This window comes from Megasphaera sp. AM44-1BH (assembly GCF_003467125.1).
Classification (GTDB): Bacteria; Bacillota; Negativicutes; order Veillonellales; family Megasphaeraceae; genus Megasphaera.
Genome location: NZ_QSFA01000003.1, coordinates 67157 through 85292, shown reverse-complemented (window position 1 = coordinate 85292; position 18136 = coordinate 67157). Strand labels below are relative to the sequence as shown.

Here is an 18136-nt window from a genome sequence, read left to right as displayed (position 1 = left end):
CCTTATGGGAGCTGCCCGGATTTTTTCTGTAAAACAGTCAGCCGGGCTTAGTGCGGCAGGAGAGGATTCAGTTCCTTTTGTGCATAAGACTTGCTATTTGACCGGTAATGTGATATATATTTAATTGTATATCTATGACTAAATTCTTTATTTATAAGAGAGAAGGGGCTGTGATATGTACCACATAAGTATTCTTGCCACACATCAGGATGAAGATGATTTTGGCGAGCGGTTGGGCGATATTGCCGATGTAGCGTATTGCCCGGTCACAAACGAAGAAGAAATGGCAGAAAGACTGGAAAATTGTGATGTCCTTGTCTGCCGGGATGAACAAATAACGGAGTCATTGCTGGACCGATTAGATGAATTAAAATTGATTGTCGTCCTCCGCTTGCGGGTCGATCATGTAGACCTTCAGGCGGCAGCACGACACGGCGTGAAGGTACTGTGCGATCCGTTGTACTGTGTCGATGATATTGCCGATCATACGTGTGCCATGATGCTGGCTCTCCTGCGTCAGATTCCGGAGTATCAGAATGATATCCGCAGCAACAGCCGCTGGGAGTACGGTACCGTAGCCTGGCCGCTGCACCGCGTAGGCAGCAACCTGATCGGCCTGATTGGCTATGGTCGTACGGGAAAGGCCGTCGCGGCCCGGATGCAGGCTTTCGGATGCAAAATACAGGCCTATGACCCGTTTGTCGATGAAAAGGTCATGATGGAAGACCGGGTCCGTCCTGTCGATTTCGATAAACTGCTGCGGACCAGTGACGTCGTATCACTGCACATACCGCTCAACGAAACGACACGGTACATTTTCCGGGATGAACAGTTTGAAGAAATGAAAGAGGGCGCCATATTCGTTAATTGCAGCCGTGGCGGGCTGGTCGATGAAGCGGCCTTGTACCATGCTGTCGATGACGGTCATATCCGCAGTGCGGCTCTGGATGTCCTGTCTATGGAACATCCCAGCCCGATGATGCTCAAGATGATGACCCGGCCGGAATTTTTGCTGACACCGAGTGTAGCGTCTCATTCCGTTGAAGGACGGCAGGCGCTCTTCCATGATGCGGAACGGCAGATACGGCTTTTCTTGGCAGGTCATGAGGATGAATTGTCTTTTGTACCCTGCCCATAAATTTGCACCAAAAGTCAAAATCCTGTAAAATATAATACGTAACACAAGTATACGAGAAGGGGGCTTCTGAATTTTGCGTATTTGGAAACTACTAGGCATGGCTCTGATATGCCTGTCTCTGCTGGCGGGCTGCGGCTCTTCTGGTGAAGAATCCCAGAAAAAGGATGCACCGGCTGCCCAGACTGCCCAGGTAGAAATGGCTGTACCTAAAAACGGGGTTCCGGTCCTGATGTATCATATGATAGGTGTCGATCCCGATGATCCTCATAATCAGGCCTGCCTGACAGAAGAAAATTTCCGTAAGCAGATGAAGTTCCTCAAGGATAATGATTTTCATCCGATTACGATGGAACAGCTTTATGAATACATGGTCCATAACAAACCGGTTCCCGTCCGCCCCGTTGTCCTGACTTTTGATGACGGCTACCCCGATACGTATTCCATCGTCATGCCGGTCATGAAAGAATATGGGTTTGCCTGTACCGTATTCATTCCTACGTATGATGCGGATCAGGGGACGCGCCTGACATGGAAGCAGATTAAAGAAATGAAAGCGGCAGGCATGGAAATCGCATCTCATGGGTATCATCATGAACGGCTGAACCAGATGGGCGGTAATACCCTGGACACGGAAATGCAGAAGAGCCAGGCTGAGCTCAAAGAACAGCTGGGAATAACCAATGAATTTTTCTGCTATCCTTATGGCGGAAACAGTCCGGAAGCGGAAAAGGTCATGAAGAAATATGGCATCAAGCTGGCCTTTACCATGAATCCGGGATGGGCGAAATACGGTGATGATCCCTATGCGGTCAAACGTATCTGGATTGGCAATGAAGTGGACATAGATAATTTCAGACAGCGCATTACGACTGAAAAGTACGAACAACGGTAAGACAGCCGGTGTGCTTAGGACGAGGTAATTATGAAGCTGAAGGAAATAGGTAAATTTTTTGTAGTCCTGCTCTTGTTTTTTGCTATAACGTCTCCTGTAGTCGTTCTCTTCGGGCCTTTTGATAATATTAAGCGGACCGTTGTCGGGGCTATTCTGAAGAGCCGCCACCCCCAGTATATCACCTGGCTGTTTTCCCAGGATGAGATCGATAAGATATTGGGGGGTATCAGTACGGCACCAAAGCAGGAGCTGTTCAAATTCAAAGTCCGTACTGATTCTTCATTGAAGTTGCAGAATATCGAATCGAGCCGGTTTAAAGGCTTCCTGCTGGAAATCCCTGATCCCAAACGGGTCAAAGTCGGCACGGCTGAAAATATGGATGAAAAAGGTGATACGACCAGTGGCATTGCCCAGCGCAACAACGCCGTAGCGGCTATCAATGCCGGCGGATTTTATGATGCCAATGGCACTGGAACCGGCCGCAGCCCTTATGGCTTCATTCTCCACGATGGCAAGTTTATCCTCGGTGGTGATGCGGACAATAGTGAAGTCAATGAATTCATCGGCTTTACGAAAGACGGTAACCTCGTAGCCGGCAATTACAGTAAAGGCGAACTCATTTCCATGGATATCCAGGAAGGGATTTCCTTTGGTCCGGCACTGATCGTCAATGGGCAGAAAATGATTACTGCCGGTGATGGCGGATGGGGCGTCGGGCCGCGTACGGCTATTGGCCAGCGCAAAGACGGGACGGTCCTGTTCCTGGTCATCGACGGTCGTCAGCCATCGTATTCCATTGGTGCAACGTTGCGGGATTTGCAGAATATCATGTACGAACAGGGCGCTTATATTGCTGCCAATCTCGATGGCGGCTCCAGTTCTACGCTGTATCTTAATGGTAAAGTTGTCAACAAACCGGCAGATCTCCTCGGTGAACGGATGATTCCGACGGCATTTATTGTAAAGTAGGAGGGAACGAATGAAGCTGAAAAAAGTGCTTTTGGCCTTTGCTGCAGGCATAGCGATCCAGGCCGGCGTGTACTATTACCTGGATCAGTTCCTTTTTGCGCCGACGTCGGATTTTCAGATTGGTGGTACCAATCAGCAGGAGAAGATGGGCTATGGGGCTGAACCCAATGGACAGACGTATTATTCTTACGACAAGCGGTTCATGGCGACAGTCGTAGACGATACGGTCTCTATTTACGAAGCGGGCCAGAAGAGCGAACCGCAGCGTATCCGCCTTCATGGACGCAAGGTGTCTTTTTTTGAATGGCTTCCCGACCGTAATCTGGCCATTTTTGCGACTTATGGCAAAGATGAAAAGACCGGGCGCTATGGCGTCTATATTGCCCAGTATAACCCGATTTACCCGGACCGCGAACTCGATACGCCTATTGAGAATGCACCACGAGACAGTAAAATCGTCGATGTTGCGTACTCGACGGCAACCAATGTGGTGTATATGAAACTGGAAGTCGATAAGGATAAATATCGTATTTACCGGACCGATGCCAACTACGATACGCGGCGCATCAATGTCCAGGCAGAAAATATCGGCCGCATCGCTGTATTCTATGATCAGGATATTTTCTTCTACGATAATCTGCGTACTGGCGTCGTGTACATGTTTGATGGAGCGACCAGCAGCTGGCGTGAAATTTCGCCGAGTGGCAAATTCCGCCTCGTAGGCATTGACGGACAGGAAATCTTCATTGCCGAAATGAATGCTGACAATGAAGTCGTTGCCGCATACCGGGGACGGCTGCGGAAAGGCTTCACCAAGATTGCTACCTATAAGACACCGGAAGAATTTTCAAAGATTACATTGAACAGCATGCGTGAAGCGGCTGATAAGATGGATGAAAAGAAATAACTGCCCAGGCGCCATCTGGCGCCTTTTGGCATATAAGGAGTGAATTCATATGGCAAAACATAAAATCCCTAAGAACCGTTCTCTGGAGGACATGTTCAAGGGGGTAAAGGAAGAAGTGACCTTTGAAACGGCGGACTGGGATGATGAAGAAGCAGTAACCCGGCGTCCTGTCGTAAAGAAGAAGGCGTCCCAGCAGACAGCAGAGGATTTCCGGAAACAATTCTTTACGGATGACCTGCAGAAAAAGGTCGGAACTATTCTTCTCGATATCAAGATGGCCTATTATAAAGACGGCGTCGGTGATATTTCGCTGGAAGTTGTCAAAGATGGCCGCAACGTCGTCATCAAAACGGCGCCGAAGATGAGTAAAAGAAAATAAGGTGTATAATACAAGGGACTGGGTTGCATAAACAGTCCCTTTCATTGTATCACTTATAGCTCGGAGCTTAAAAAATAAAGAATACCTGCAATGAGCCAAGAACTTTATAATCATCGTACATAACTGATAAATACTTGTTAAGTGCATTTGTATTGTATAAAACCGGTATATTTGCTACAATGATTTTAACAGATTTTTCAAGAAATTTCCCGCCTCTTTAGTCGGGATTGAATCCTGGATTTTTTAATAAGGTGATGATACCATGTGCTCAGAAATAGAATTAAAAAAAATTATTAAGGCCGTGGTAGATGCATATTACCAAGCTTTTGGTGATGCCATTGATCAGATTCTACTATATGGATCTTATTCACGAAAGGATAATACGGAAGATTCAGACATTGATTTAGTGGCCATTGTACACGGTGAACGGCTGGATTTACAGGAAAAGTTAAAAAAAGTGTGGGATATTTCTGCTGATTTAGAGCTTGAATATGGAACAATTATTTCTCCTGCAGTTATCCCCTATGATGAATATATGAAATACCAAGATGATATTCCTTATTATCGTAATATAAAAAAAGAGGGAGTGAATGTTGTTGCATGAAAACCGGGTAGAGTTAATGAGATACAGGTTAAACATGGCGAAAGAAAAATTACATGCTGCTTCTATTTTGCTGGAATGCAGGAGTTATAAAGATTCTGTTAGCAGATCTTATTATGCAATGTTTACAGCAGTCAGAGCTGTTTTGGCTCTGGATGGTGTAGATTTTAAAAAACATGCTGGAGTTATTTCTTATTTCCAAAAGGAATATATTAAAACAGGAATTTTTGATAAAATGTATTCTAAATACCTTAGCCAGGCATTTCAGATTCGTAATAACACGGATTATGCTGATTTTTTTATAGTTTCACAATTAGAAGCAAAAGAGCAATATGATAAGGCACTTGATTTTTGCCATGCGGTTGAAATTTATTTAGTTAAACGAATTTCTCAATAGCTATTATTTTTGTTTGTAAAAGAAATAAAAAATAGAAAAAAGGCGGTCCCATGAAGCAATTTTGCTTCATGGGACCGCCTTTTGGTATGGAGCGGATGAAGGGGATCGAACCCTCGTACCAAGCTTGGGAAGCTCGTATTCTACCACTGAATTACACCCGCATGAACTTTTACTTGTTCATTTTACCAGTATTCATGCGGTTTGTAAAGGTTTTCGAAGAATTTTCTTGAAATACTGGTAAAATAAGGCCTCACGGCCTTTTATAATGGTTAACAATGGGCGGAAAAGCAGATAAAATCTAGCTTTTTCCGCCTTTTTTTATTGATTTTCTGAGTATTTGTTTTACTGTACATTTTCACTGATTTTTAGTGGTTTTTCTTCAAAAGGGGTGCAGGAGGGGTGCAGTTTGACCCTGAATACAAGCTCTACATTTATAGAATACAAGCTTTAAAGGGCCTATAAACCGCATGGTTAAGCGATTTTATGGAAAATAAAAAGGGGCAATGATTTATGAATGAAATGGTAATAAAAATACAATTTATAGTATCGTAGCATATCAAAGAGGCTCTCTAAGTGAGCCTCTTTTTTAGGAGGTGTAATTGTTGGCTACTGTAATCAATCGAGGAAATGGTCATTGGGAGCTTCGGGTCTATATAGGTCAAGATAAGGACGGCAACAAAATCCGTAAAAGTAAACGCATCGTAGCTAAATCCAAAAGAGCCGCTATGAAGGAACTAGATAAATTCAGACTACAACTTCAGGCAAAAGAATTACAAGCTGAAGAAGTAGCTGCTCCTGTCCATAAGGATATGGCAATTACCTTTGATAATTTTGTCGGTATCTGGGATAAGAGACATAATATCCATCTGGCCATGACGACAAGGGAATATAACCGGACACTGTTGCGAAACCGGATTCTGCCATTCTTCCATGACAAACCTATCGAAAATATCAACGTTGAAGATATCCGGGCTTTCATCTATGAACTTCACCAGAGTGAGATTCATCATAATTCTAGGCAAAAACAACGATTCTTGTTAGAGACTATGATTCACAAAAACTTTGCTCTTTTAAAACATATCCTGTCTAAAGCTGTTGAATGGGGATATATCAAGGAAAACCCTTGTGACAGATTAGAACACAGAGAAATACCAAAGCCTAATTATCATCACTATCCCATTATTCAGGAAGAACAGCTGAAGAAATTGCTGAAGGCAATAGATGATTTACCTGATAACTACAGTGAATTGAAACACAGGGCTATATTTTATTTAACTTTGATGACAGGGATGCGAAAAGGTGAAGTTAGCGCCTTGCGATGGTCGGATATAGACTGGGATGAGAAAAAAATCTGTATTCAGAGGTCTGTGAAATATGTATCATCTCGTTGTACTGAAGTCTCTAATCCAAAGACGGACAAGTCCATCCGGACAGTTTACATCAGTGACTTCCTCAGCCAATTATTAGAACAACTTAAAAGAAAACAAATCAAATATCTGGAATCGAAAGGATATATAAATGAGAACAATTATGTCTTCTTGGCGGTAAGGCGTCGTCATGATTACCGGGTTTGCCGGCTATGCTTCCATGTGGGCTGCCGTCTTTGCCGATTCCGGCGTCGCCGCCCTGTGTGTCCTCAATTCGGTCCGCATGCTCTATAAAAAATAACTGACCATCTCCCGATGACAGTTCCATAACAGAAAGCCCCGTCGAAGAAATTTCCTTCGACGGGGCTTTGTTGTAGATGCTACTTGATTTCTATTTCGTAAACTGCAGGGGGACTGTCGATACGACGACGTCTAAGTAAGGCAGGGTACGGAGTCTTAGCAGCCAGCCGCTCTGGTTGTGAAGCAGGCGGTGCCATAATTTTTTCGTTTCAAATTCCGGAATGAGGACGGTAATCGTATCTTTCGGAGCCGTCTCTTTCCGCAGCTCTTGGATAAAGGTGATGAGCGGGTCCGTCAACTGCCGATAAGGCGATTGAAGCATGATGAGCTCGATGGCGGGTTCCAGTTGGCGCCACAAGGTTTTGATTTTTTTACCCCGTTCATCGTCGCTGTAGACGTGGACGGCATAGATTTTATCTTTCGGACCGCTGATGATCTTGGCGTAGCGAATGGCCTTGGCTACGGCTTGAGTCGGGGACGCGATGGGGATGATGATGATATTGCGGCCTAAGTCGGTGGTCATGACTTTCGTATACTCTTCCGGTGTCAGCAACAGCTGTTCTCGGACGTCATCATAGTGATGATGGACTTTAAGGAACATATAGACCAAGGTCGGGATGAGCAGGACGATGATCCAGGCTCCGTAGATGAATTTGGTGATGAGGACGATGACGACGACGCAGGCCGTGACCAGGGCACCGAAGCCGTTGATGACGGAAAAGAGGCGCCAGTTTCGTTCCCGGCATTGTCTCCAGTAGACGACCATGGCCGATTGGGCAATGGTGAAGGAGAGGAATACGCCGATGGCATAGAGGGAAATGAGGTGCTCAATATTACCCTGGAAGAGGACAATCAAGATGCCGGCCATGAGCGTCAGGACTTGGATGCCGTTAGAATAGCTCAGGCGTTCACCGCGGTTGGCAAAGTAGCGGGGGGCGTAGCCGTCGACGGCCATGAAAGAAAGAAGCGGCGGCAGGCCGTTGTAGGCCGTATTGGCGGCGATGTAGAGGATGACCATCATCAAAATCTGGATGACGTAGTAAATCAAGGTCCGGCTGAAGATATCTTCGACAAGGAGGGACAATAGAGTGTAGCCTTGTGTCGGCAAGAGGTGAAGATAAATGATGAGGTAACCGAGGCCGCCGAGCATGATTGCCAGGATACAGGCCATGATAGCCGTCGTTTCGATGGCGTTTTTTTGCTGAGGCGCCTTGAACATGGTGACACCGTTGGCAATGGCTTCGATGCCGGTCATGGAACTACAGCCGTTAGCAAAGGCCCGCAGGACGATGAGCATCAAGGCGGTCTGATTCAATGGGGCTACCGTTTCGACAGCGACGGTATGAGCCGTGAGGGTGCCGTTCCAGATTTGATAGAAGCCGCCGATTAAGGTGATCCCCATGGTAGCCAAGAAGAAGTACGTCGGCCAGACGAAGACGGTTGAGGCCTCCCTGGTACCGCGCAGGTTGACGATCATCATCAGGATGAGAACGCCGAGGTCAAGGTAGACGTGATAAGGGTGGAGGACCGGAAAGGCACTGACCAGTGCCGCCGTCCCTGAAGAAATGGAAACGGCAACGGTCAGGATGTAATCGGCCAGAAGCGCCGCCCCTGCCGTAAGGGCCGGGTAGACACCGAGGTATTTCATGGCGATGCCATAGGAACCGCCGCCGCCCGGATTGACCCGGACGACCTGGGTATAGGACAGGGCAACGATGAATAATAAGGCAATGATAGCTAAGACGATAGGTCCGAAATAACGGTATGTCGCTAAGGTCGGTACCGAAGCCAGGACGATGGCAATCTGTTCCGGCCCGTACCCGACGGATGACAGGGCATCCGATGAGAAAATAGGCAGGGCCTTCCATTTTGGCATCTGTTCGCCCTCGAGTTTGGTATTCTCCAAAGGCTTGCCGAGAAGGTGGCGACTAATCGTTTTGAATAGCATGATAGCCTCCTTTTTTTATTGTAAGAAACTGCATTTTGCTAAATACAGCTCAGTATAATCCCTTTTCATACCCCTGTCAATAAAGGTTTTTCATGTGTTATTCCTGTTGACCATAAGATTTCAGAAACAATAGCAAAAAGACATCCCTCGCTGCTGCAAGTCAAAGGATGCCTTTTTGTCTAAGGAGGAAATCGTGCTATTTAGAGGCGACGAGGGCTGCGGCATGTTCGGGAGTTTGACACCTGCAAGCGAAAAAAAGTGCCACGAAGCCAGTAAAATGGCGTATTTTTTTGTCAAATTTTATAAATTAGTTAGTGCTATATCGTACTATATGTGGTATAATAGAGAGATGGAGGTGGTTTTATGTACGCGGCTATCACCGGTACTGGTAAAAATAAAAGCGTTTATATCATGCAATCCTTCCGTAAGGAAAACGGCAGGACTTCGTCCCGCGTTCATCGTAAACTGGGCCGTCTTGACGACCTGTTGGAAAAGTACGATGGCAATCAGGAAAAGCTCATGGCTTGGGCCAAATCGGAAGCTGCCAAAGATACCCGGTTATATAACGAACAGTCCGGAGAAATTTCTATTTCTCTTTCCCAATCCGCCTATATCCCCAAGGATGAAGAACGCTCCTTTAACGTAGGCTATCTGTTCTTACAGCACCTTTGTACCGAACTTCGGTTCGATGCCATCTGCCGTAAAATCAAGCGGCGTCATCAGTATAGCTATGACTTGTCTGCCATCCTCACGGATCTCATTTTTGCCCGTATCCTCTCTCCGGCCAGTAAGTTAAGCAGTTATACCTTCTGCCAGACCTTACTCGAACCGCCCCGCTATACCCTGCAGAACCTGTACCGTGCTCTTTCGGTTATTGCTGCAGAATCTGATTTTATTCAGGAAGAACTGTACCGCAATTCCAATTCCGTACAACCACGGAATCGTACCGTCCTCTATTATGATTGCACCAATTACTACTTCGAAATAGAGGAACCGGAAGGCAGCCGGCAATATGGGAAAAGCAAGGAACACCGTCCCAATCCGATCATCACCATGGGATTGTTCATGGACGCCGATGGTATCCCGCTGGCCTTCGATATGTATCCGGGTAACCAGAATGAGCAGACGACCTTGAAACCGCTCGAGACAAAGGTCATCCAGGATTTTGGCTGCACCCGGTTCATCTATTGTTCCGATGCCGGGTTGGGCAGCCGGGCTAACCGGCGGTTCAACAGCCTTAACGGGAGACAATATGTCATTGCCCACTCCTTGAAAAAGATGAAACAGGAAGACCGTGAAGTAGCCCTGAATCCTCAGTATTTCCGGGCTCCCGGTTCCCGGGAGTATGTCGATATCTCTATACTGGATGAAAGCAACAGTCAGGTATTCCAGACCATCTATTATAAAGAAATCCCGCTGGACGAACAGGAAACCCTGATTGTAACCTACTCACCTAAATACAAGGCATACCAGCGGGCCATACGGCAGAGTCAGATACAACGGGCCCAGAAGATTCTCGATTCTCCCGGCAAAAAAAGACGGGGAAAGAATCCTAACGATCCCGCCCGATTCATTGAGAAAACCGCCATCTGCGAGACAGGAGAAGTCGCGAAGACCTATGTATACAGTCTGGATGAAGAACGGATTGCCGAAGAAGCCCAATATGACGGATTCTATGCCGTCGTCACCAATATAGACGGGAATCCGGAAGACATTATGAAGATCAATCAGCGGCGCTGGGAAATCGAAGAAAACTTCCGGATCATGAAGTCGGAATTCGAAGCCCGCCCCGTCTACGTCCGCCGGGAAGACCGCATACGGGCCCATTTCTTAACCTGTTACATCAGCCTTCTGGTCTACCGGCTATTGGAAAAGAAGCTGGGAAACACCTATACCTGCTCACAATTACTCAAGACACTGAGCCGGATGAACGTAACGAAACTATCTACCATAAATGGCTATGTTCCCTCCTACAAACGGACACAGCTTACTGATGATCTGCATGAACTGACCGGATTCCGGACAGACTATGAATTCATGACTAAAGCAACGATGCGAGCCATCATAAAGAACTCAAAAACCATAAAACAGGAATGAGAAAAATATAGCACGTATGAAAACCAAACAAAAAATGCTCACAAAGCCCATTACAGCAGGCTTTGCGAGCATTTTTTTATTTTAAAAGTGTCAAAGATGGGAGTATATCATAGAAAAAAGGATTTACAAGCCTCAAACGATAACTTTTCTGCAAAAAAGCCAGATACTTACCAATACATCACATTGGCTTTTTTAGCCGTGTACTGCGTTTCCAGCATACGGACATGGGACAAAAAAGCCGGATCGTCAAAATATTTTGCCTCATGGGGACAATACCGGATGCATCGCTGGCATTTGATGCAAGTACCCGTAGGGACAGACGGATTTTCCAGTGATATGGCTCCCATGGGACAGTTTCTGGCACAGATTCCGCATTGAACACACCGGTCCTCCCGGGTCTTTGGCCGTGCTTTAAGGAATTTCGCCGGTTTTCCATCCATGCCTTTGGGGATATAGTAAGGGGCTGCCGCATCACCATCAACAGATATCACAGTCCGTCCATCCGTCCCGTTCCGGATTTTATCAGCGGTCCTGTCAGCCAGCTGCCGGATGTCTGCCAGATCCTGCTCATCGGGCCGTCCGGGAGCCAGCCGGTCTGAAAAGGCATGAGTCGCAACGAAGGCCCCGGCAGATATAGGACAAAAATCGTTCTTCTGCAGTACGTCACACAACTCCGCCAGAGAATTGTCGAAAGACCGGTTGCCAAAGGTCACGATCGCCACGGCCCGCGTTCCCTGCCCGCGGAGATTCTCTGTATAAGCCGGCAGTATTTTATTGGGCAGTTTTCCCGCATAAGTCGGGCCTGCTGCGATGACCAGATCCTGGGGGCCAAAGGTGTATACCTTTTTCCGGTCTTCCGGTAAATCGAAGGAAATCTCATGAACGGGAACCGCAAGCCGTTCCACCAGACGGGCGGCACAATACCGGGCCACGTTCCGCGTATGGCCGGTAGGGCTGAACGACACCATATAAATCTGCCTAATCTGCATTATCCTTCCTCCTTTATCGAAATTCCACAAGAGCTGCCGGCCAATGGCCAAACCCCTGGGCATTCATTCTTCTATTTTTTTCGTGCCATGAAGTGTCCGTATAGTTCCTCTATCAAGAGAATACCCATCAGATGTGAGATCTAAATCGGGCATTACCGTAGATACTCCGTCAATGCCCATGAGACTGACCATGATATCGTACAGCAGGTCATTGGTCCAATACGATTCCCGATGATTTCGCAGCGTTTCAACCATCTGCGGATATTCCTGAATAAATGTATCACTGAAAATCATGACAAAGGGAATATGACTCATGGAATAGGTGAATTTCGTCGCTTCGTGGAAATAACCCAGATTCACTTCTTCTCCATGGTCAGAAACATATATAAAACCCTTAAACCGTGGCTGCGTTTTAACCCGGTCATAGATTTTCTGTAACACATAATCCGTATAGCCTACAGAATTGTCATACTGATCTATACGTTCATTTTCTCCATGAAATATATCCCACTGCTGTGGATACCGGTCCCCATATGATCCATGACTTCCCATGAGATGGATGACAATCAGAGCATTGGAAGATTCCTCCAGATCCGGAATCTTATCGGCCAGGATATCATCAAAATAGTTCGTCCGGCAATCCTCCGTCCCGTTCCGCTCATTAAGCCACAGCTGATAATCAGCTGTACTTGCTATTTCGGCAACAGGTGTATCCCAGGCACCGTAATGTCTCTGATTGCTCAGCCAGAAGGTATCATATCCGGCCGCTTTTGCCACTTCCATGAGAGAACAGGCATCTTCCAGTGGAATGTCGTTGTACTGGTTTTTCTCGCTCAGGGCATAGGTCAGCACCGGTACAGTAAGACTGTGATTCGAATAAGCATGGGTAAACAATATAGTATCTGCCTTTCCGGCCTGTTGTGACAACCAGGGCGTGTCCGGCCGGTCATATCCATAAGCCTGCATGTGGTCCCGGTTTTCCGATTCACCGATGACCAACACAAAAATACCGCCCGACGAGGAAACCCTCAGATTCTGCAATGATTTCAGCCGCACCTGCCGCACGGCTTTTGCCTGTCCATATTTCTGATATTCCTGCAGCACATTTTCTGTTTCATCCATTATCCGTACAGGAAGATAACTGGATGACTGCTCCATGACATAAAGGCTCCCGGCCAGTGTAACCAGTGTCAGCAGGAGCTGTATCCAGAGCGGATACGGACCCGTCTTTCTGCCAGCACGATACAGTAGATACATCATGATGACGATTCCCGACAGCACCATTGCCCCCGTCAGGCACCAGAGAAATACATTCTGGTCTTTTAAATAAGACATGGCTTCACTGCCGTTCGTCTGAAACAGGGTAAGGACGATAGCAGATGACAGCACATGGCCACTTACCACATAATACCCCCAGAACAAAAACGGTACGAGCAGGAAACCAGCGCCCAACAGATATACCATACCCAGGCAGAAACGCCGCACGGGGGAAAACCGTACCTGCCAGGCCATGGTCTGCAAAGAGGAAAGGCAGAAAAATACAGCTGTTCCCATGACAAAAGCATGAGCTATCTCTTCATGGAGAACCCGCTGACCAGACAGTAGTGGAATAAAAGCTGCTGACAATACAATCCCATTATAGAATATCAACGTCCGTATCCATTTTTTATCGTACTGCCAAACTGTCAGATTTCCTGCCACAAGAAGAGCACAGATAGCAGCACTTTCATAAAACCGGTACGACGACAGATCTGGAACCAGCCACTGACAGACACTATAACACAACGAATACACGGCGGCACAGGCTGTTCCTTTTATGATATCATTACAGCCGCCGTACCTGTGAAGGCGAAAATTCATGAATCACATCTCTCCAGTCAGGCGAAGTCTATGAAAGAAATCGCATTTATATGTTACATTATATCATACTCCAGGAGCGCGATACAGACTGCCAATATGATGGTACGTATTCAGTTGCACCTATTCATCCCATAAATAAAGACCCGCAGCAGTACTATGACCGCTGCAGGTCTGGGGAGTCTTACTGTTATTAACTTACATGTCTATGTAGTATGTGTTGCGCAGGTACTGCCGTACTTCACCCTGTATGTAGAGAGAGCCGACTATGCAGAGTACCTGTCCATCCTGCACGGCAGCAAAGGCTTTGTCCAGTCCATGAGCGATGCTGTCCGCCCAGTCGGCCCTGCATGGCAGGATTTTTGCCATTTCTTCCGGATCCGATGTGCGCGGTGTCGGCGCCGGTGCACAGACGACGTAATCATCGTCATGGAACAGTTCCCGTACCATCCGGGTATAATCTTTATCGGCCAGGACAGAGAAGAGGAATACCCGTTTCCTGTCCCCGAATACATCACTGTAGGTCTTGCAGAACGTATCGATGCCGGCCGGATTGTGCGCCCCGTCGATGACGACGTCGGTCTTTCCTGCCCGGAGGACCTGGAACCGCCCGGGCCATTGTACGTGGTGAAGGCCTTGTTCAATCGCCGTACGGGTCAGTTTCTTTTCGTGACGGGCCAGGAGCAGCAGCGTCATAGCCGCAGCACCGCAATTCACGCGCTGGTGTTTTCCCAAAAGGGGCAGTGTCGTCGTAATGGCAAAACCATAGGGTTCCCGGACCGTCACCATCTGCCCCGCTGCCGGATCTTCCGGGCCGGCATTGCCAATGACATCGAAACTGTGCTTATAGGCATAGAGCCGGCTGTGCTTGTGATAGGCCGTACGGGCAATGACCGAAAGAGCCGGCTCTTCCGCCGTCGTAACGACAGGGACGCCTTCTTTGATAATGCCCGCTTTCTGCGTCGCAATCTCTTCTATCGTATTGCCACAGTATTTCATGTGGTCCATGGCCACATTGGTAATGACCGAGACTTCCGGTACGATGACATTGGTCGAATCGAGGAGACCTCCCAGCCCGACTTCGATGACGGCGTATTCGACACCGGCACGGGCAAAATGCCAGAAAGCGGCTGCCGTAATCATTTCAAATTCCGTCGGCCGTTCCAGCCCATCTGCCGCCATGGCTTCCACCTGGTCCCGGACGACGGCGACGGCTGCAGCAAAATCAGCACGGGAAATATCATCGCCGTTGACGTGTATCCGCTCGGTGTATTCTTCCAGATGAGGCGACGTATAGCGCCCGGTCTGGAAACCAGCTTCACAAAGAGCACTGGCTATCATAGCCGTCACCGATCCCTTGCCATTGGTTCCCGTAACGTGAATCGTCTTATATTTCTCCTGAGGATTATTCAGCCGTTTCAGGAGTTCCTGAATCCGGCCCAGGCCCAGTTGTACGCCAAACACGCTGGCATGCTGGATATAATCAATTGCTTCTTCGTAGGTCATGGGCGCCTCTTATAATTTAGCCAGATCTTCCATGCGTTTGCTGAGGGAGGCCATCTTATCCGTATAATCAGCCAGTTTGGCTTTTTCTTTTTCTACGACAGCTGCCGGTGCTTTGCCAAGGAATCCCGGATTAGACAGTTTCTTCGAAAGGCGGTCGATTTCCTTCTGGAGTTTATCCTGTTCTTTTTGTACGCGGGCCGTTTCTTTTTCTACATCGATGAGGTCTTTCAGCTGCAGATAGACTTCAATGCCCGGTACGACGGTGACGACGGCATTTTCCGGTTTGGCCGCATCAGGAGCCAGCAGGGTCACTTTATCGGCAAAGGCCAGGGTGTGGAAATAGGATTCATACTTGCGCAGTGTCTGTGCCATTCCTTCATCAGCCGGTACCATGATGACCGGAGCTTTTTTGCCCATCGGCACGTTGGATTCGGCACGCATATTGCGGATGCCCTTGATGGCTTCCATAATGACATTCATGACTGCTGCATCGGCAGTAAATTCCAGATTGGCCTTCGGCTGCGGCCACGGTGCCACCATAATGCTTTCACCTTCATGAGGCAGGTGCTGCCAGAGATGTTCTGTGACAAAGGGCATGAATGGATGAAGCATTTCCAGCGTGTGGGTCAGGACATAGACCAGTACATACTGTACGGTCTGTTTACTGCGCTGATCATCTGATTTGTACAGGCGCTGTTTTGCCAGTTCAATATACCAGTCGCAGTAGGAATTCCAGATGAAATCATACACTTCATCAGCGGCATCGCCAAGTTCGAATTTATCGAGGTTGGCCGTGACCTGGCTGACCGTATCATTGAAGGATGTGAGAATCCAGCGGTCGGCTAAGGTGAGGTCATCGGCGGACGGTTTGAAATCGGGATCATAGTCTTTCAGGTTCATGATGACGAACTTGGATGCATTCCAGATTTTATTGGCAAAATTGCGGTTCGCTTCGACCCGTTCCATGTAGAAACGCATGTCATTACCTGGTGTATTGCCCGTTACGAGAGTAAAGCGCAGCGCGTCAGCACCGTACTGTTCGCAGACACCCAGAGGATCGATACCATTGCCCAGGGATTTACTCATTTTGCGGCCCTGGCTGTCGCGGACGAGACCGTGGATGAAGACGTCGTGGAAGGGGATTTCTTTCATGAATTCGCAGGTCATGAACATCATGCGGGCAACCCAGAAGAAGATGATATCATAGCCTGTGACCATGACGCTCGTCGGGAAGAACTGCTGGATATCTTCCGTTTTTTCCGGCCAGCCCATAGTCGAGAACGGCCAGAGAGCCGAGCTGAACCATGTATCGAGGACATCGGGGTCGCGATGGATATGTTTGCTGTGGCAGTGCTGGCATTCGGTGATATCTTCACGGCTGACGGAAATTTTGCCGCAGTCGTCGCAGTACCAGGCCGGAATCTGATGGCCCCACCAGAGCTGGCGGCTGATGCACCAGTCATGGACATTTTCCATCCAGTGATTATATGTCTTGCTGAACCGTTCGGGGATAAACCGGGTTTTCCCTCCGTTGACGGCATCAATAGCTGCTTCGGTCAGCGGTCCCATCTTGACGAACCACTGTTTCGTCGAAAACGGTTCAACGATAGTCTTGCAGCGGGAGCAGTGGCCGACAGAGTGGGTCAGCGGTTCGATGTGGTCGAGGAGGCCCAGTTCTTCCAGGTCGGCAACGACGGCTTTGCGGCATTCTTCCCGTGTCATGCCATCGTATTTGGCTCCAGCCCTGGCATTCATCGTACCATCCAGATTCATGATCATGATTGATTCCAGATGATGGCGTTCGCCCATGGCAAAGTCATTGGGGTCGTGGGCCGGTGTAATTTTTACGGCACCGGTACCAAAACCGATATCGACATAGTCATCGGCAATGACTTCGACTTCACGATTTACGAGCGGTACGACGACTTTCTTGCCGACGTATTTTTTCATGCGGTCGTCTTCGGGATTGACGGCAACGGCCGTATCGCCCATGATGGTTTCCGGACGGGTCGTGGCAATCATGATGTAGTCATCTTCTCCGACGACGGGATATTTGACATACCAGAGGCTGCCCTGTACGTCCGAATGGTCTACTTCGATATCGGACAGTGCCGTATTGCAATGAGGGCACCAGTTGGTGATACGCTGTCCCTGATAGATGAGGCCTTTTTCATATAAGGTGCAGAATACTTCGCGGACGGCGCGGGCGCATACAGGGTCCATCGTGAAGCGCTTACGGCTCCAGTCACAGGAAGAACCGAGGCGGCGTACCTGCTTTTCAATGCGGCTGCCATACTTTTCTTTCCAGGCCCAGACCCGTTTCAGGAATTCTTCACGGCCGATATCATAGCGTGTTTTTCCTTCTTCTTTGGCCAGCTGCTGTTCTACTTTGACCTGGGTAGCGATGCCGGCATGGTCTGTGCCGGGAATCCAGGCAACATTGTATCCTTCCATGCGTTTGAAACGGACGAGGATGTCCTGCAGTGTATTATCCAGTGCGTGACCCATATGAAGCTGCCCCGTGACATTTGGTGGCGGCATGACGATGCTGAAGGGCTTTTTGCTCTTATCGGCATCCTGATGGAAATAGCCACTTTTTTCCCAAAAATCATACCAGGACATTTCGATGTCATTCGGTGAATACGCCCCTAATTCTTCCTTATTCCATTTCATTTGTCTGTTCCCTCCAAAGATAAAATAAAAAAAGCGCTCTTTCGTCCTCACTTAGGACGAAAGGCGCTTAGTTCTTCCGCGGTACCACCTAAATTGCCGCCTCACGCGGCCTCTTC

Annotated in this window: 13 protein-coding genes, 1 tRNA gene and 1 pseudogene; 9 read left to right on the top strand and 6 right to left on the bottom strand. The window is 48.0% G+C overall.

Annotated features, from left to right (window positions below; translation table 11 throughout):
• The first annotated feature begins 175 nt into the window (after nt 1-175).
• The 7 genes from DW949_RS04020 (at nt 176) to DW949_RS03990 (ending at nt 5283) form a co-directional block, all read left to right on the top strand.
• Nucleotides 176-1138 (top strand): C-terminal binding protein, encoded by a 963-nt coding sequence (locus DW949_RS04020; protein WP_118021967.1) that lies wholly within the window; start codon nt 176-178, stop codon nt 1136-1138.
• Nucleotides 1139-1211: 73 nt separating this feature from the next.
• Nucleotides 1212-2030, top strand: coding sequence for a polysaccharide deacetylase family protein (locus DW949_RS04015; protein ID WP_118021966.1), 819 nt, complete (start codon nt 1212-1214; stop codon nt 2028-2030).
• A 30-nt stretch (nt 2031-2060) separates the two neighbouring features.
• Complete coding sequence (locus DW949_RS04010) at nt 2061-2999, top strand: phosphodiester glycosidase family protein (protein ID WP_118021965.1); 939 nt, start codon at nt 2061-2063, stop codon at nt 2997-2999.
• 10 nt (nt 3000-3009) lie between these two features.
• Nucleotides 3010-3906, top strand: coding sequence for a hypothetical protein (locus DW949_RS04005; protein WP_118021964.1), 897 nt, complete (start codon nt 3010-3012; stop codon nt 3904-3906).
• Between the two features lie 49 nt (nt 3907-3955).
• A complete protein-coding gene (locus tag DW949_RS04000) occupies nt 3956-4285 on the top strand; it encodes a hypothetical protein (RefSeq protein ID WP_118021963.1) in 330 nt (109 codons plus the stop codon).
• 262 nt (nt 4286-4547) lie between these two features.
• Nucleotides 4548-4889: a nucleotidyltransferase domain-containing protein gene (locus DW949_RS03995; RefSeq protein WP_059075643.1), complete on the top strand. Its 342-nt coding sequence runs from the start codon at nt 4548-4550 to the stop codon at nt 4887-4889.
• Nucleotides 4876-5283: a HEPN domain-containing protein gene (locus tag DW949_RS03990; protein ID WP_233539480.1), complete on the top strand. Its 408-nt coding sequence runs from the start codon at nt 4876-4878 to the stop codon at nt 5281-5283. Before DW949_RS03995 ends, DW949_RS03990 begins: the two co-directional genes overlap by 14 nt.
• Before the next feature lie 87 nt (nt 5284-5370).
• Here the strand turns inward: DW949_RS03990 and DW949_RS03985 are convergent.
• Nucleotides 5371-5444: transfer RNA gene (locus DW949_RS03985), tRNA-Gly, on the bottom strand.
• 564 nt (nt 5445-6008) lie between these two features.
• Between DW949_RS03985 and DW949_RS03980 the strand changes: the two are divergent.
• Nucleotides 6009-6776: pseudogene (locus DW949_RS03980) on the top strand (tyrosine-type recombinase/integrase); the annotation flags it as partial.
• A gap of 265 nt (nt 6777-7041) precedes the next feature.
• Here DW949_RS03980 and DW949_RS03975 read toward each other — a convergent pair.
• Nucleotides 7042-8898 carry an APC family permease gene (locus DW949_RS03975; protein WP_118021961.1) on the bottom strand — a complete coding sequence of 619 codons (1857 nt, stop codon included), beginning with the start codon at nt 8896-8898 and terminating at the stop codon, nt 7042-7044.
• A 363-nt stretch (nt 8899-9261) separates the two neighbouring features.
• Between DW949_RS03975 and DW949_RS03970 the strand changes: the two genes are divergently transcribed.
• The gene (locus DW949_RS03970) at nt 9262-10995 is read left to right on the top strand and encodes an IS1634 family transposase (RefSeq protein ID WP_118021960.1); all 1734 of its coding nucleotides are present in this window, start codon (nt 9262-9264) and stop codon (nt 10993-10995) included.
• Between the two features lie 167 nt (nt 10996-11162).
• On the opposite strand, the gene DW949_RS03965 is transcribed toward DW949_RS03970, so the two are convergent.
• The 4 genes from DW949_RS03965 to DW949_RS03950 form a co-directional block, all read right to left on the bottom strand.
• Nucleotides 11163-11984, bottom strand: coding sequence for a 4Fe-4S binding protein (locus DW949_RS03965; protein ID WP_118021959.1), 822 nt, complete (start codon nt 11982-11984; stop codon nt 11163-11165).
• A 63-nt stretch (nt 11985-12047) separates the two neighbouring features.
• Complete coding sequence (locus tag DW949_RS03960) at nt 12048-13844, bottom strand: phosphoethanolamine transferase (RefSeq protein ID WP_118021958.1); 1797 nt, start codon at nt 13842-13844, stop codon at nt 12048-12050.
• A 195-nt stretch (nt 13845-14039) separates the two neighbouring features.
• Entirely contained in the window at nt 14040-15347 is a 1308-nt protein-coding gene (locus DW949_RS03955; RefSeq protein ID WP_199595734.1) for a folylpolyglutamate synthase/dihydrofolate synthase family protein, read from the bottom strand.
• A 9-nt stretch (nt 15348-15356) separates the two neighbouring features.
• The gene (locus DW949_RS03950; protein ID WP_118021957.1) at nt 15357-18020 is read right to left on the bottom strand and encodes a valine--tRNA ligase; all 2664 of its coding nucleotides are present in this window, start codon (nt 18018-18020) and stop codon (nt 15357-15359) included.
• Between the last annotated feature and the right edge of the window lie 116 nt (nt 18021-18136).

Excerpts from the sequence above, each read along its gene's own strand:
- DW949_RS03965 (WP_118021959.1), bottom strand. The coding sequence starts at position 11,984 with ATGCAGATTAGGCAGATTTATATGGTGTCGTTCAGCCCTACCGGCCAT.
- DW949_RS03995 (WP_059075643.1), top strand. The coding sequence starts at position 4,548 with ATGTGCTCAGAAATAGAATTAAAAAAAATTATTAAGGCCGTGGTAGAT.
- DW949_RS03960 (WP_118021958.1), bottom strand. The coding sequence starts at position 13,844 with ATGAATTTTCGCCTTCACAGGTACGGCGGCTGTAATGATATCATAAAA.
- DW949_RS03950 (WP_118021957.1), bottom strand. The coding sequence starts at position 18,020 with ATGAAATGGAATAAGGAAGAATTAGGGGCGTATTCACCGAATGACATC.
- DW949_RS04020 (WP_118021967.1), top strand. The coding sequence starts at position 176 with ATGTACCACATAAGTATTCTTGCCACACATCAGGATGAAGATGATTTT.
- DW949_RS04010 (WP_118021965.1), top strand. The coding sequence starts at position 2,061 with ATGAAGCTGAAGGAAATAGGTAAATTTTTTGTAGTCCTGCTCTTGTTT.
- DW949_RS04005 (WP_118021964.1), top strand. The coding sequence starts at position 3,010 with ATGAAGCTGAAAAAAGTGCTTTTGGCCTTTGCTGCAGGCATAGCGATC.
- DW949_RS03990 (WP_233539480.1), top strand. The coding sequence starts at position 4,876 with ATGTTGTTGCATGAAAACCGGGTAGAGTTAATGAGATACAGGTTAAAC.
- DW949_RS03955 (WP_199595734.1), bottom strand. The coding sequence starts at position 15,347 with ATGACCTACGAAGAAGCAATTGATTATATCCAGCATGCCAGCGTGTTT.
- DW949_RS03975 (WP_118021961.1), bottom strand. The coding sequence starts at position 8,898 with ATGCTATTCAAAACGATTAGTCGCCACCTTCTCGGCAAGCCTTTGGAG.
- DW949_RS04000 (WP_118021963.1), top strand. The coding sequence starts at position 3,956 with ATGGCAAAACATAAAATCCCTAAGAACCGTTCTCTGGAGGACATGTTC.
- DW949_RS03970 (WP_118021960.1), top strand. The coding sequence starts at position 9,262 with ATGTACGCGGCTATCACCGGTACTGGTAAAAATAAAAGCGTTTATATC.